The sequence below is a fragment of the Streptomyces sp. NPDC045998 genome (genome assembly GCF_056430285.1).
On the sequence record NZ_JBWKLJ010000002.1, the window covers coordinates 689,923 to 703,677 of the forward strand.

13 protein-coding genes are annotated in these 13,755 nt (G+C 72.6%); 6 read left to right on the forward strand and 7 right to left on the reverse strand.

What is annotated here, in order from left to right:
- The first annotated feature begins 117 nt into the window (after nucleotides 1-117).
- Nucleotides 118-672, forward strand: coding sequence for a CGNR zinc finger domain-containing protein (locus AC07FJ_RS08060; RefSeq protein WP_479046542.1), 555 nt, complete (start codon nucleotides 118-120; stop codon nucleotides 670-672).
- Nucleotides 673-745: 73 nt separating this feature from the next.
- On the opposite strand, the gene AC07FJ_RS08065 is transcribed toward AC07FJ_RS08060, so the two are convergent.
- The 6 genes from AC07FJ_RS08065 to AC07FJ_RS08090 all read right to left on the reverse strand — a co-directional run bounded on the left by AC07FJ_RS08065 (nucleotide 746) and on the right by AC07FJ_RS08090 (nucleotide 6,978).
- Nucleotides 746-1,717 carry a fumarylacetoacetate hydrolase family protein gene (locus AC07FJ_RS08065; protein ID WP_479046544.1) on the reverse strand — a complete coding sequence of 324 codons (972 nt, stop codon included), beginning with the start codon at nucleotides 1,715-1,717 and terminating at the stop codon, nucleotides 746-748.
- A 187-nt stretch (nucleotides 1,718-1,904) separates the two neighbouring features.
- Nucleotides 1,905-2,846, reverse strand: coding sequence for a VOC family protein (locus tag AC07FJ_RS08070; RefSeq protein WP_479046546.1), 942 nt, complete (start codon nucleotides 2,844-2,846; stop codon nucleotides 1,905-1,907).
- On the reverse strand, nucleotides 2,843-3,862 hold the full coding sequence (locus AC07FJ_RS08075; RefSeq protein ID WP_479046549.1) for an amidohydrolase family protein: 1,020 nt from the start codon (nucleotides 3,860-3,862) through the stop codon (nucleotides 2,843-2,845). The genes AC07FJ_RS08070 and AC07FJ_RS08075 overlap by 4 nt, the downstream gene beginning before the upstream one ends.
- Entirely contained in the window at nucleotides 3,859-4,992 is a 1,134-nt protein-coding gene (locus AC07FJ_RS08080) for an FAD-dependent oxidoreductase (RefSeq protein WP_479046552.1), read from the reverse strand. The genes AC07FJ_RS08075 and AC07FJ_RS08080 overlap by 4 nt, the downstream gene beginning before the upstream one ends.
- Before the next feature lie 40 nt (nucleotides 4,993-5,032).
- Nucleotides 5,033-5,989, reverse strand: a complete 957-nt coding sequence (locus tag AC07FJ_RS08085; protein WP_479046555.1) for a cyclase family protein — start codon at nucleotides 5,987-5,989, stop codon at nucleotides 5,033-5,035.
- Nucleotides 5,986-6,978: a fumarylacetoacetate hydrolase family protein gene (locus tag AC07FJ_RS08090; RefSeq protein ID WP_479046557.1), complete on the reverse strand. Its 993-nt coding sequence runs from the start codon at nucleotides 6,976-6,978 to the stop codon at nucleotides 5,986-5,988. Before AC07FJ_RS08090 ends, AC07FJ_RS08085 begins: the two co-directional genes overlap by 4 nt.
- Before the next feature lie 133 nt (nucleotides 6,979-7,111).
- Here AC07FJ_RS08090 and AC07FJ_RS08095 point away from each other — a divergent pair, with 133 nt between their 5' ends.
- A complete protein-coding gene (locus tag AC07FJ_RS08095) occupies nucleotides 7,112-8,026 on the forward strand; it encodes a LysR family transcriptional regulator (RefSeq protein ID WP_479046558.1) in 915 nt (304 codons plus the stop codon).
- On the opposite strand, the gene AC07FJ_RS08100 is transcribed toward AC07FJ_RS08095, so the two are convergent.
- Nucleotides 8,018-8,140, reverse strand: a complete 123-nt coding sequence (locus tag AC07FJ_RS08100; protein ID WP_479046560.1) for a family 1 glycosylhydrolase — start codon at nucleotides 8,138-8,140, stop codon at nucleotides 8,018-8,020. The genes AC07FJ_RS08095 and AC07FJ_RS08100 overlap by 9 nt on opposite strands.
- A gap of 139 nt (nucleotides 8,141-8,279) precedes the next feature.
- Here AC07FJ_RS08100 and AC07FJ_RS08105 point away from each other — a divergent pair, with 139 nt between their 5' ends.
- The 4 genes from AC07FJ_RS08105 (at nucleotide 8,280) to AC07FJ_RS08120 (ending at nucleotide 13,689) form a co-directional block, all read left to right on the forward strand.
- A complete protein-coding gene (locus AC07FJ_RS08105) occupies nucleotides 8,280-9,263 on the forward strand; it encodes an ROK family protein (RefSeq protein WP_479046946.1) in 984 nt (327 codons plus the stop codon).
- Between the two features lie 60 nt (nucleotides 9,264-9,323).
- Nucleotides 9,324-10,511 (forward strand): mannose-6-phosphate isomerase, class I, encoded by a 1,188-nt coding sequence (manA, locus tag AC07FJ_RS08110; protein WP_479046562.1) that lies wholly within the window; start codon nucleotides 9,324-9,326, stop codon nucleotides 10,509-10,511.
- A gap of 370 nt (nucleotides 10,512-10,881) precedes the next feature.
- A complete protein-coding gene (locus tag AC07FJ_RS08115) occupies nucleotides 10,882-12,513 on the forward strand; it encodes a cellulase family glycosylhydrolase (protein WP_479046565.1) in 1,632 nt (543 codons plus the stop codon).
- Between the two features lie 192 nt (nucleotides 12,514-12,705).
- Nucleotides 12,706-13,689 (forward strand): acetylxylan esterase, encoded by a 984-nt coding sequence (locus AC07FJ_RS08120; protein ID WP_479046567.1) that lies wholly within the window; start codon nucleotides 12,706-12,708, stop codon nucleotides 13,687-13,689.
- The last annotated feature ends 66 nt before the right edge of the window (nucleotides 13,690-13,755 follow it).

A 13,755-nucleotide genomic window follows, 5' to 3' on the forward strand; every position in this document is an offset into this window, starting at 1 on the left:
AGAGCACGCCCCTTCTGCTGAACCGTCCAAGTCGGTTCAAGGATGTCACGGGGCTACCATCCTGTCGAACCGTCTAAGCTGGTTCGGCGAGGTGTTGTCGCACTGCGGAGGTGGGACATGACCGAAGACGTACGGCGGGTGTTCCGGATGGACAACGAGGTCCTGGCGTTCCGGTTCACTGCCACCGTCAGCGACAGAGCCGGTGCGAAGCCGAGAGAGCGGCTGACCGACCCCGCACGACTGAAGATGTGGCTGCAGGCCACAGGGCTCGACGTCACCGATGTGTCGACGACCGATCTGCAGGACGCCGTCGAACTGCGCGAGGCGATCTACCGCATCGGGTCGGCGATCGCCGCAGGTGAACAGCCGGACTCCAAGGACGTCCGCACCCTCAACACGACCGCTGCCGCGGGACACGCGAAGGCCGCGCTGGAACACGAACGCGCGGAATGGCACCTGACGGACACGACCCCTGTCGGTGACGCCCTCGGCGTCCTGGCCACCGACGCCATCCACGTCCTCGGGGGCCCTGATCGCAGCCGCATCAAGAACTGCGAAGGCCCCGGGTGCGCGGGGCTCTACCTCGACACCAGCCGTGGAGCCAACCGCCGTTGGTGCTCCATGAACACCTGCGGAAACAAGGTCAAGAAGTCACGACTCGCCGCGAGCTGACCCCGCAGCGTCGCGACCGGAGCCGGCCGTCGACAGCGTCATGACCCGCAACCGCCCGTGAAAAACCCGCCGTTCACGGCCGCTCCCGGTGGCGGCGCCGCCCCTTGGGCAGGGCGACCGGCTCCGTGCCGGTGACCACCCGGGTGACGAGGGAACCGAGGGCTTCCACGGTGAGGGTCACGGTGTCTCCCGGCGTGAGCGGCGGCGGGACCCGTTCGCCGTTCCGGCCCCACAGCTCGGCCAGGCAGCCGCCGTTGCCGCAGGTGCCGGAGCCCAGGACGTCGCCGGCGACGACCCGGGTGCCGCGCGAGGCGTAGGCGGCCATCTCCTCGAACGTCCAGCTCATGTTGGACAGGAGGTCGCTGCCGACCTCCTCGCCGTTGACCTCGGCCGTCAGGGCCAGCCGCAGGAACCCGTCGCCGTCGCGGTAGGGCTCCAGTTCGTCGGCGGTCACCAGATAGGGGCCCAGGGTGGTGGCGGTGTCCTTGCCCTTGCACGGGCCGAGCCCCACCGTCATCTCGGCGGACTGCAGATCGCGCGCGGACCAGTCGTTGAAGATCGTGTATCCCACGATGTGGTCCCGCGCCTGCTCCGGTGTGAGGTCGCGGCCGTCCCGGCCGATGACCGCCGCCACCTCGAGTTCGAAGTCGAACACGGACGATCCGGGAGGTACGGGGACGTCGTCGTGGGGGCCGAAGACGGCGTGGGGGTTGGTGAAGTAAAAGGTCGGCGCCTCGTACCACCGGGCGGGTACCCCGGATTCGCCGCTCACGGAGCGGCGCACGCCCTCGACGTGCTCCTCGAAGGTGACGAAGTCCCTGACGGAGGACGGCTGGAGCGGGGAGAGCAGCCGGACCTCGGAGACGTGCGGCCCGGGCGGTACGTCCAAAGCCGCGGCGCCGGCGGCGAGGAGGCCGGGCAGGCCGTCGGTGTCACGGATCAGACCGGTGAGCGAGGTGACTCCGGGCAGGGGGAACAGCGTGCCGTCGTCCTCGACGACGGCGACACGGGTCCGGTGCCGGTGTACGAAAGCGGCGAAGCGCATGATGCGGCTCCCAGGTGAGGGGGGACACGGGACTGAGCCGCCCGGGACGGAGAGGAGGCCCCCGGTTTTCGCCGGACGGTCCGGGACCAGCGGACCGAGCCCCGTGGACCAGGGCCGGGAACGCGGCGGCGTGGGCCAGGGCGGGACACCGCCGGCCGCGTTCCCGGGGATCGGACGGTCGGGAGGATCAGACCGGCGGGGCGACGAAGCAGCCGCGGTCGGGGTCGTTGAACGACTCCCTGGCGACGAGCTCGTTCATCGGGTTGGCGGTGCCCCACTGGTCGGTGACCTCGGGCCGGGAGAAGTCGTAGACGTGGGGGTGCCAGGTGTCCTCGTCGAGGTTCTCCAACTCGGTGGTGTACTCGACGGTGTTGCCGTGCGGGTCGAGGAAGTAGGTGAAGGTGTTGTCGCCGGCCATGTGCCGGCCCGGGCCCCAGATCTTCGTGTGGCCGGCCCGCAGGACCCGGCCCGAGCCGCGCATGTACTCGTCGATGCCGCGCATCTCGAAGGAGATGTGGTGCAGCGAGGTGTGCGGGCCCTTGGCAAGGGCCATGGAGTGGTGCCGGCTGCTGATCCGCATGAAGTGCATGACCTCGCCCACGTGGGGCGAGCTGAGCGTGTCGGACAGGCGGAAGCCGAGGTGACGCTCGTACCAGGCCCGAGTGCGCCCCAGATCGGGGGAGTTGAGGACGACGTGCGAGAGCTTGACCGGGATCGCCTCCTTCTCCTCGATCTTCCGGTGCGTGCGGACCCCGACGTCGGCGGAGACCTCGACGGTGCGGCCGTCGACGTCGAAGAAGCGGAAGCCGTAGCCGCCGCCGGGGGTGTCGACGGCTCCGGGCCGCGAGATCAGCCGGACGCCGCCGGCCAGGAGCTGCTCGGCCAGCGTGTCCACGTCGGCCGGGGTCGCCGCGCCGTACGCGACGAGGTCGAGGCGCTTCTCCCCGGCCTTGCGGAGCCGGACGACGTACTGCTCCGGGCTGCCCTCGGCGGCGAGGAAGGCGATGCCGGAGTCCTCGGCGACCTTGGTGAGCCCCCAGACACCGGCGTAGAAGTCGAGCTGCTTGTCGTAGTCGGGCACGGCCAGGTCGACGTGGCGCAGGTGGGTGAGCAACCGGTTGTTCGTCACGGGGTGCCTCCTCGGGCGGGGGAGAGGGTGAGCAGGGCGGTGGCGTTGGCGCCGCGGACGGCGTGGAAGTCGGCCTCGGGCAGGTCCGCCGCGCGGAGCGCGCCGACCGGGTCGTCGGACCCCATGTCGAAGGGGAAGTCCGAACCGAGCAGCACCCGGTCCGCTCCCACCGCCTCCACCAGGGCCCGCAGCACCCGCGGGTCGTGCACGAGCGAGTCGAAGTACAGGCGCCGCAGATAGCTGCTGGGCAGCCGGGCGCAGCCGGCGGACGCATCGGTCCGGGACCGCCAGGCGTGGTCGCTGCGCCCGATGTGGGTGGGCAGGTAGCCGCCGCCGTGGGCCGCGACGATCTTCAGCCCGGGGTGCCGGTCGAGGACGCCGGAGAAGATCAGGTGCGACAGCGCGACCGCGTTCTCGGTGGGCTGCCCCACGGTGTTGGACAGGTACCACCGGTCGAGCCGCTCGTCGAGCGTGCAGCCGAACGGGTGCAGGAACACGACCGCCTCCGTCTCCTCGGCGCGCGCCCACAGCGGCTCGTAGGCCGGGTCCGACAGCTCCCGGCCGGGCGCGTGGCTGGAGATCTCCACTCCGACGAGCCCGTGCTCCAGGGCGTGGTCCAGGGCCGGTACGAGGAGGCCGGGGTGCTGCAGGGGAGCGAGCCCCAGGCCGCGAAGCCGGTCCGGCGCCGCGGCGCAGTGCGCGGCCGTGGCCTCGTGGGCCAGCCGCCAGACCTTCTCGGCCGTGGGCGCGTCCGCCCAGGAGTGGTAGTGCGACGGCGAGGGGCTCACGAGCTGTACGTCGACGCCCTGGGCGTCCATCCGGGCGAGCCGGACGGCGGGATCCGTCAGGGCCGGGATCCGGTCGCGGACCATGGGGCCGCTGACCGCGAGCGCGGCGGAGCCGTTGCGGCGGGCGTCGAGCGCCGCGGCCTCGGCGTTCCCGGGCAGACCCGCGACGAGCGCGTCGATCTCCGGCAGCAGGACATGGGCGTGGACGTCCACGGTGGGCGCGGTCACGGCAGCTCCCGGAGCATGGTCATGGTGCGGGCCATGAGGCCGGGCACATCGGCGTCGCGGACTCCGTCCAGCAGCCACCGGCCCAGGCGGACGGAGGCCTCCACGACCGGGCGGACCCGGGCGATCCGGCGGTCGTGGTAGGCCTGGAGCAGCTCCTCGTCCCAGGTGCCGGAGGCGGTGAGCATCCGGGCGAGGACCCAGGCGTCCTCCAGGGACAGCGCCGCGCCCTGCGCCAGGGTGGGCGGGCAGCAGTGCGCGGCGTCTCCGACGAGCACGACCCGCCCGCGGTGCCAGGAGCCTTCGACGAGCAGCCGGTCGAACCAGGCGTAGTTGACCTTCGAGGGGTCGGTGATCGTCGCGGTGATCTCCGGCCACGCGCCGCCGTAGGCGGAGGTGAGGCGGACCATCTCCTGGGCGTAGGACTCGGGCGGTATGGAGGAACGGTCGCGGTTCCCCTCGACGACGTACGCGTACAGCGTGGTGGCGCTGGTGGGGCAGTAGCCGGCGATGAACGCCGGGCCGCCGTAGGTGAGGTCGGTGTGCTCGACGCCGACGGGGCGCGGGGCGGCGACGCGCCAGATGGCCATGCCGGTCGGTTCGGGCCTGTCGGTGATCCCGATCTGCGCGCGGGTGGCGGAGCCGAGGCCGTCGGCGGCGATCACGACACCGTAGCGGTGCTCGCCGCCGTCGCTGAAGCGGACCGAGACACCGGTGGCGTCCTGGTCCACGATCGCGGCGGTGGTGCCCAGACGGACGGTCGCGCCACTGGCGCGGACGGCGTCGATGAGGATCCGCTGGAGCCGGGGGCGCTGCATGCCGACGGTGGCGGGCAGGTCGTCGCCGCCGGTGCGCAGGTCGCGCTGGACGTGCAGGACGGTGCCGTCGGGAGCGGTGATGCCGACCGACCCGAAGGGGAAGCCGGACGCTCTCACCTCTTCCCAGACGCCGAGTTCGCGCAGGACGCGCAGCGCGTTGCCCTGGAGGGTGATGCCGGATCCCGCGGTGGCGTTCCAGTCGTCCTTCACCTCGACGAGGTCGACGTCGATCCCGCCGCGGCGCAGCAGGATCGCGGCGGCGTTGCCGGCCGCTCCGCCGCCGACGACCAGGACTCTGCGGGGTGTGCTGCTCATGGGGAACTCCCTCGTTCCTCGGGCGGGGTGGGCCCCGGGGTTACTTGACGGCGACGGGGTTGACGGGGGACCCGACGGCGCCGGTGATGGGCAGGGGGGCCGCGGTGAGCCAGAACGCGTACACGCCGTCGGCCGCGCAGTCCTCGGCGAGGGCCTCGAAGTCCCACATCTCGCCGATGAGCAGACCGATGTGCGGGATGGCGACCTGGTGCAGGGGCTGGAAGGCGTGGTCGAACTCGTTGGGCCGCACCTCGAAGCCCCAGGTGTCGGTCGCGAGCGCGGCGATCTCACTGCCGTGCAGCCAGGACGCCGTGGTGAAGGACAGACCGGGGGCGGCGCCGCCCGCGTAGTCGCCCCATCCGTCCCTGCGGACCCGGGCGAGCTGCCCGGTCCGTACGAGGACGATGTCGCCGCGGCCGACGGTGACGCCGTGGGCCTCGGCGGCGGCCCTCAGGTGCTCCTCGGTGATGGCGAACCCGTCGGGCAGCTCGCCGTTCTCGCCCGCGGTGCGGCCGACGTCGAGCAGCACGGCGCGTCCCGCGATGTGCGGGGCCAGGTGCTCGATGCCGGTGACCTGGTCGCCGTCGGAGGTGACGACCTGCTCGGCGGGCCGGCCGTTCCAGGCCTTGCCGTGGTCGAAGATGTGGCCCAGCCCGTCCCACTGGGTGGAGCACTGCAGCGGCATCGCGATCACGTCGTCGGCGCCGCCGATGCCGTGGGGGAGCCCCTGGTTGCCCAGGGCCGCGTCCGTGCCGGTGTCCAGCATGGTGTGGACGGGGTTGGTCCGGCGCCGCCAGCCCTTCTGGGGGCCGTCGATGTCGAAGCGCTGGGAGAGCGAGAAGCTGACGCCCCGCCGGACGAGCGCGGCGCCTTCGCGGCGCTTGGCGTCGTCGAGGAAGTTCACGGTGCCGAGACGGTCGTCCGCACCCCAACGGCCCCAGTTGGAGCACTCCTTGGCGGCCCGGGCGATGGCGCCCTCGGGGTCGGTGCGGTTCACATCCCCTCCGCGACACATCGGGTGCGCTGCGCGCCCAGGCCCGTGATGGAGGACTCCATGACGTCGCCGTCGCGCAGCAGCCTGCCCCAGTGCATGCCGTTGCCCGCCGGCGAGCCGGTGAGCACGAGGTCACCGGGCAGGAGCCGCGCCGTCTGCGAGGCGTACGCGACCATGCGGGCCACGCCGAAGATCATGTCCCTGGTGGACTCGTCCTGCATGACCTCGCCGTTGAGCTTCAGGGTCAGCCGCAGGTCGCCGGTGTCGCCGACGGACTCGGCCGGCACGATCCACGGGCCCAGCGGGGTGAACCCCGGCGCGTTCTTGCTGCGCAGCCAGTCCGTGCCGATCTGCGGCATGTCCCGCCGGAACACCGTCGCCCGGTCGGTCAGGTCGTTGGCGATGGTGTAGCCCGCGACGTACTCCAGCGCTTCCCCGGGTGAAACCCGGTACGCGGGCCGGCCGATCACCGCCGCCAGTTCCAGCTCCCAGTCCGGCTTCGCCGCCCAGGCCGGAAGCGTCACGTCGTCGTACGGGCCCGTGATCGAGGTGGGGAGGCCGATGAAGAGGTACGGGAGGTCCTCGGCGGCCCGCCGATCCATGATCTCGGCGGCCTCGGCCCGCCGCTCCTCCTCGGACCGCTCGTCGTCGGGCGCACGGTGTGCGATATGCAGATCGATGACGTGCCGACGGTAGTTGGCACCCGACTGGAAGACCTGCCGCGGTTCGACCGGCGCGAGGACGCGGAACTCCGACACGGGGCGTCGTACACGTCCCGGCTCGACGGCGAGTGCGCGGAGGCGCGGGAGCACCGTCGGCCACTGCTCCAGCAGGGTCCGCATCGTCAACGCCGGGTCGGCCAAGGCCGATCGAAGGTCCAGTACCCGCCCCTCGCCGTCGACGAGGGCGGGGAAAGCGGGGTGGTCGTCCGCGGAGAGAGTGCCGAGGGCGAAGGGCCCGGCGAAGAGATCAGAGGCGGATGGGGGTTTCACCGACGTGTCCTCCTGACTGCGATGGGACCAATCTGGACCGCCTCAAGCAATCAGGGAAATCGATTCCGTGGATCTGTACCATCGCTCTGGTGGATAGCCGCAGGCAGTGTCGTTCCGGAAGGGGTCCCGCCTCGTGAATCTGGCCCGCCTCGACCTCAACCTCGTCGTCGCCCTCCGGGCCCTGCTCGAAGAACGCAACGTGACCCGGGCCGGGCAGCGTGTGGGCCTGAGCCAGCCCGCCATGAGCGCCGCCCTGGCCCGCCTGCGCCGTCACTTCGGTGACGAACTCCTCTCCCGCGTCGGGAGCCAGTACGAGCTCACCGCGCTCGGCCAGGTCCTCCTGGACCGAACGGCCACCGCGTACGACGTCCTGGAGCGGCTCTTCACCAGTCAGGCCGCCTTCGACCCGGCCACGGAGACCCGCGAGTTCAGCATCCTCGCCTCCGACTACGCCGTCTCCGTCTTCGGAGTCGCGCTCGCCCGCGCCGTCCACGAGGAGGCCCCCGGCATCCGTCTGCGCTTCACCCGTACCCCGGTCACCGTCGTCGACGACACCGCGAGCCTGCTCAGCGCCACCGACGGCCTCCTGATGCCCCACGGCGTCATCAGCGGCTTCCCCGCCACCGACCTCTACGAGGACGGCTGGGTCTTCGTCGTCGCCGAGGACCACCCCGACGTCGAGGACCGTCTCACCCGGCAGGACCTCGCCCGCCTGCCCTGGGTCACCTACCAGCGGACCTACGACGCCCCCGCCGTGCGCCAGCTGGGCATGCTCGGCATCGAGCCCCGCGTCGAGGTCTCCGTCGACAGCTTCCACGCGCTTCCCGCCCTCGTGGCCGGCACCCGCCGCATCGCCCTCGTCCAAGCCCGTCTCGCGCGCCTGCTCTCGCCCATCGCGGCCGTACGCGTCTTCGAACCGCCCTATGAAGCCGTCCCGCTGCGAGAAGCCCTGTGGTGGCACCCCGTCCACACCCACGACGCCGCCCACATCTGGCTCAGGGAGACCGCGGCGAGGGTCGGCCGCCGACTCGCCGACGCGTCATCCTGAGACCTTCCCACGCGCCGCGAGCGAAGCGGTGATCACCGACGTGTACCAGCGGTAGGAGGCCTTGGGGGTGCGCGTCCCGGTGGGGAAGTCGGCGTGTACGAGCCCGAAGCGCATCGGCCGTGCCGTCCAGGTGATGACCCCCTGTCAGGGAGGGTTTTACTAAACCGGGAGTGAACTGAACCCGTTAACTAGACAACGTTGTCATCATGCAGGCAGAGTGACCGGCGCATCCCAGTTCGCTGCTACGGAAAGGCTGCACGCGATGGTGTACGGAGCGCTCGACATCGGGGGCACGAAGATCGCCGGAGCTCTGGTCGACACCGACGGGCACCTCCTGGTCCGGTCCCAGTCGGCCACCCCGGCGCAGGGCTCCGCGGAGGAGCTCATGGCGGCCGTCTCCGGGGTTCTCGGCGAGCTGTCCGTCCACCCGGAGTGGGCCGCTCTCACCTGCCTGGGCATCGGCAGCGCGGGCCCCGTCGACACGGTGGCGGGTACGGTCAGCCCGGTCAACATCCCCGCCTGGCGCTCCTTCCCCCTCGTGGACCGGGTGCGGGCGCACCCGTCGGTACCGGCCGGGATCCGGCCCGTACTCGTGGGCGACGCGGTGGCGATGACCGCGGCCGAGCACTGGCTGGGCGCCGCCCAGGGCGTGGACAACGCGCTGTGCATGGTGGTCTCCACCGGCGTGGGCGGCGGGCTGGTCCTGGGCGGAACCCTCCACGCGGGCAGGTCCGGTAACGCCGGGCACATCGGCCACATCACCGTCGAGCAGAACGGCCCCGCCTGCCCGTGCGGGGCGCGTGGTTGCGTGGAGCGCTTCGCCAGTGGCCCGGCGATCGCCGCCCACGCGCTGGAGTCCGGCTGGACCCCGCCGCCCGGCGCTCCCACGACGGCCAAGGAGGTCGAGGCCTCCGCCCGTGCGGGCGATCCGCGCGCGCTCGACGCGTTCGACCGCGCCGGGCGGGCTCTGGCCGCGGCCATCGCGGCGACGACGGCTCTGGTCGAACTCGACCTCGTGGTCGTCGGCGGCGGCGTCGCGCAGTCCGGAGAGGTGCTCTTCGGCCCGCTGCGGCGCCACTTGGCCTCGTACGCGGTCCTCGACTTCACCCGTGACGTACCGGTGGTGCCCGCCGGGCTCGCGCTCGACGCGGGGCTGATCGGGGCCGCCGCCGCGGGTGCCTCGGCGGCCGGCCTGTCGAAGGCGGGCTCCGGCGCCACCACACCGGCCGGCCCGTGAGCTGAGCGGCAAGCCCCCGGCATCCCGGTTCCGACCCAGCGACGCACTCAGGAAGAACTCGTGGAACTCCTCACCAACACCGTCCAGTCCTATGACTGGGGCTCCACCACCGCGCTGCCGCGCCTCATGGGGACAGCGCCCACCGGTGAGCCCCAGGCCGAGCTGTGGATGGGAGCCCATCCCGCCGCGCCCTCCCGGGTCGACCGCGGCCAGGGGCCGCTGCCCCTGGACGGGGTCATCGCCTCGGACCCGGCGGCGGAGCTCGGTGCCGAGACCCTGCGCCGGTTCGGGCCCCGGCTGCCGTTCCTCCTCAAGCTGCTGGCCGCCGACGCCCCTCTCTCCGTCCAGGTCCACCCCGACCTCGCCCAGGCCGAGGCCGGCTTCGCGCGCGAGAACGCCCTCGGTGTCCCCCTGGACGCTCCACACCGCACCTACCGGGACGCCCACCACAAGCCCGAGATGATCGTCGCGCTCACCCCGTTCGACGGGCTGTGCGGCTTCCGGGAACCCCGCCGGTGCGCCGAGCTGCTGGACACCCTGCGGGTGCCCGGGCTGCGCGCCCACGCCGAGGCGCTGCGCGCCCTCCCCGAGGAGGCGGCCCTCGCGCAGGTCTTCACCACCTTCCTCCACCCGCCGACGGGCCTTGTCGACGACGTCGCCGAGGCCGTCGCGGCGCAGGCCGCCGCCGAACCGGGCGGCCCGTACCCGGCCGACCTCCTCGCCTACGCGCGGATCGCGCGGGCCCGCCCGGGCGACCCAGGGCTACTGCCCGCGCTGATGCTGCGCCACATCACGCTTGCGCCGGGGGAAGCGTTGTTCCTCGGTGCCGGCATCCCGCACGCCTACCTCTCCGGCCTTGGTGTGGAGATCATGGCGAGCTCCGACAACGTCCTGCGGTGCGGGCTGACCTCCAAACACGTCGACGCGGGCGAACTGGCGAAGGTCGTCCGCTTCACGGCGAGGCCCACCCGCGTCCTCGCCCCCCGGGACGAGGCGGGCGAGCAGGTCTACCCGGCCCCCGTCGACGACTTCCGGCTGTCGCGGCTCCGGCTCCGTACGGGCGAGCCGCCGCGCCCCCTGCCGGCCGGAGCCCCGCAGATCCTGCTGTGCACCGAAGGCGAGGCACAGGCGGTCTCGGCCGACACCTCCCTGCGGATCGGGCCCGGGCGCTCGCTCTACGTCCCCGCCGTCGAGGAGGTCCGGGTGGCGGGGAGCGGCACGGTCTTCCGTGCCACCGTCGGAGCGTGAACCGGCCCGCACACCGCCCGCCAGGGCAACGGGCGTTCCGCCGATACAGAACAGCCCACTAAACTTAACCGGTTATGCCCACGCTATTGTTTTTGGCCGTACACGGCCTCTAGCCTCGTTCTCGGTCGCCGGGTGGGTCACGAACCCGCCCACGTCACGGCCGTAAGGGAATCTCATTCCCCTTCGGTGAACATTTCTCCCGCCGCTCGGCGAGAGCCGCGGAAACACCTCCGAGCAGCGGGCATGCGCCGGCCCCCGTCGTACGACCCGCCGCTGCGCGGGGCCGGCGGCACCGCACCTCCATGTCAGGAAAGCCGCACGCCCCGGACCCCGTGCCGCGGCGCGCGCGACCGAGTTGGGACACCACCACATGAACAGGAAACTGGCCACCGCCGCGGGAGCGTTGCTCGCCGTCGCCGCCACGCTGCTCACCGCGCCCGTCGCCGCCGGGGCCGCGGACACGTCCGGCTCCGGCTTCCACGTCCAGAACGGCCGTCTTCTCGACGCCAACGGGCAGGACTTCGTCTTCCGGGGCGTCAACCACGCGCACACCTGGTACCCCACCAGGACCCGCCAGGCGCTCTCCGACATCAAGGCGCTGGGGGCCAACTCGGTGCGCGTCGTGCTCAGTACGGGCGACCGATGGACGAAGAACGACGCGGCCGACGTCGCGAACATCGTCACGCAGTGCAAGGCCAACAAGCTGGTCTGCGTCCTGGAGGCACACGACACCACCGGTTACGGCGAGCAGAGCGGCGCCGTCTCCCTCTCCGAGGCGGCCGACTACTGGCTGGAGGTCGCGAACGCGGTCAAGGGCCAGGAGAAGTACGTCGTCGTCAACCTCGGCAACGAGCCGCACGGCAACACCGGTTACACCGCCTGGACGCAGGACACCAAGGACGCGATCACGCGCCTGCGCGCCGCCGGCTTCCACCACACCCTCATGGTGGACGCCCCCAACTGGGGCCAGGACTGGTCGCACACCATGCGGGACGACGCGCCGGCCGTCTTCGCCGCCGACCCGGACCGCAACACCGTCTTCTCCATCCACATGTACGGCGTCTACGACACCGCCGCCGAGGTCCAGGACTACCTGAACCGGTTCGTCTCCCGTGGACTGCCCATCGTGGTCGGCGAGTTCGGTGACGACCACTCGGACGGCAACCCAGACGAGGACGCCATCATGGCCACCGCCCGGCGGCTGGACCTCGGCTACCTGGGCTGGTCCTGGAGCGGCAACGGCGGCGGCGTCGAGTACCTCGACCTGGCCACCGGCTTCGACGCGAGCCGGCTCACCCCCTGGGGGCAGCGGTTCTTCAACGGCCCCGACGGCGTCCGGCAGACCTCCCGCGAGGCGAGCGTCTACGGCGGCACCGGAGGCGGCGGCGACACCCAGGCGCCCACCGCCCCCGGCGCCCCCACCGCGTCCGAGGTGACGTCCACCGGGGCCCGGCTGACGTGGCCCGCCGCCACCGACGACAACGGCGTCACCGGCTACGACGTCGTCCGCGTCAACGGGACGGCCGAGACGCCCGTCACCAGCACGACGACGACGAGCGCCACGCTCACCGGGCTGACCCCTGCCACCGCCTACACCTTCGCCGTGTACGCCCGCGACGCCGCCGGCAACCGCTCCGCGCGCTCGGCCGCCGCGACCGTCACCACCACCGGCGGGCCGGCCACCGGCACCTGCAGCGTTGCGTACCGGTTGCAGGACTGGGGCAGCGGCTTCAACGCCGACGTCACCATCCGCAACACCGGCACCCACACCATCAAGGGCTGGCAGCTCGACTTCGCCTTCCCGGGCGGCCAGACGGTGAACTCCGCCTGGAACGCCAAGGTGGTCCAGCAGGGCAACCAGGTCCGCGCCACACACGAGTCCTGGACCGAGACCGTCGCGCCCGGCGCCGCCGTGAGCTTCGGTTTCAGCGCCTCCTCCACCGGCGGCAACGGCGTCCCCGCCGCCTTCGTCCTCAACGGCGCCGCCTGCGCCAGGGACTGACCCACCGCGCCCCTGCCGAGCCCCTGCCGGGCCCGCGCCCCTGCCGGGCCCGCGCCGCGCAGGGCGCACCGGCGGCCTCCCTCCGGCGCGGTCCCGGCCGGTGGGGGCCGCTCCGTACCGCCCGAACACCGCCGGCCCCGCCGCCACCCCGGGCGGGCACGGGCCGGCCCGCATTCCGAGGAGCCCACCCCGGTGCCGTACACCGACCTGCCCCTGGACCATCCGGCGGCCCGGACCGCCGAACTCCCGGCCGAGCCGGCGGACTTCGACGCCTTCTGGAACGAGACGCTGCGGACGGCCCGGGAGGCCGGCGGCGATCCGGAGGTCCGCCCGGTGCCCGACTCGCCGCTGATCACCCTCGACACCTACGACGTGCGGTTCCCCGGCTGGGCCGGCCAGCCCGTCGCCGCGTGGCTCGCCGTGCCCTCGGAGGCCGAGGACCCCCTGCCGACGGTGATCACGTACATCGGGTACAGCGGCGGGCGGGGCGCGGCCACCGACCACCTCCTGTACGCGTCCGCCGGATACGCCCACCTCGTCGTCGACAGCCGCGGTCAGGGCCACGACACCCCCGACCCGCACCCGGACAGCGGAACCCACTGGGTCCACGGCTACATGACCAGGGGAGCGGAGGATCCGCACACCCACTACTACCGGCGCCTCGTCACCGACTGCGTCCGCGCGGTCGACGCCGCCCGCGCGATGCCCCACGTCGACCGGGACCGGATCGTGGTCCAGGGCGCCAGCCAGGGGGGCGGGCTCGCCCTCGCGGTCGCCGGACTCGCCGGCGACCACATCGCGGGAGCCCTGCCCGACGTCCCCTTCCTCTGCCACATCCGGCGCGGCGCCGAGACCGCGACCGAGGGGCCGTACACGGAGATCGTCGACTACCTGCGCCATCAGGCCCCCTACGCGGCGGACCGGGTCTTCGCCACCCTCGCCTACTTCGACGGTGTGCACTTCGCCCGCCGGGCCACGGCTCCCGCCCTGTTCAGCGCCGGCCTGATGGACCCCGTCTGCCCGCCGTCCACCGTCCTCGCGGCCTTCCGGAACTACGCGGGGGAGAAGGACCTCAGGGAGTGGCCCTTCGGCGACCACGCGGGGGGCGGGGGTGCCACCGCCGTCGAGCACCTGCGCTGGCTGCGCCGTCGGGAACTCGCCCCCGTGCGGCGGTAGGCCGACGGGGATCCGGCGGAGGCGGGCGGCGGGTCCGCCCGAAGCGCGAGGAAAGAGGCCGTACCC

What these genes read in the sequence shown, in the direction of transcription:
- AC07FJ_RS08060 (WP_479046542.1), top strand. Translation starts at nt 118, where the DNA reads ATGACCGAAGACGTACGGCGGGTGTTCCGGATGGACAACGAGGTCCTG.
- AC07FJ_RS08065 (WP_479046544.1), bottom strand. Translation starts at nt 1,717, where the DNA reads ATGCGCTTCGCCGCTTTCGTACACCGGCACCGGACCCGTGTCGCCGTC.
- AC07FJ_RS08080 (WP_479046552.1), bottom strand. Translation starts at nt 4,992, where the DNA reads ATGAGCAGCACACCCCGCAGAGTCCTGGTCGTCGGCGGCGGAGCGGCC.
- AC07FJ_RS08100 (WP_479046560.1), bottom strand. Translation starts at nt 8,140, where the DNA reads ATGCGCTTCGGGCTCGTACACGCCGACTTCCCCACCGGGACGCGCACC.
- AC07FJ_RS08115 (WP_479046565.1), top strand. Translation starts at nt 10,882, where the DNA reads ATGAACAGGAAACTGGCCACCGCCGCGGGAGCGTTGCTCGCCGTCGCC.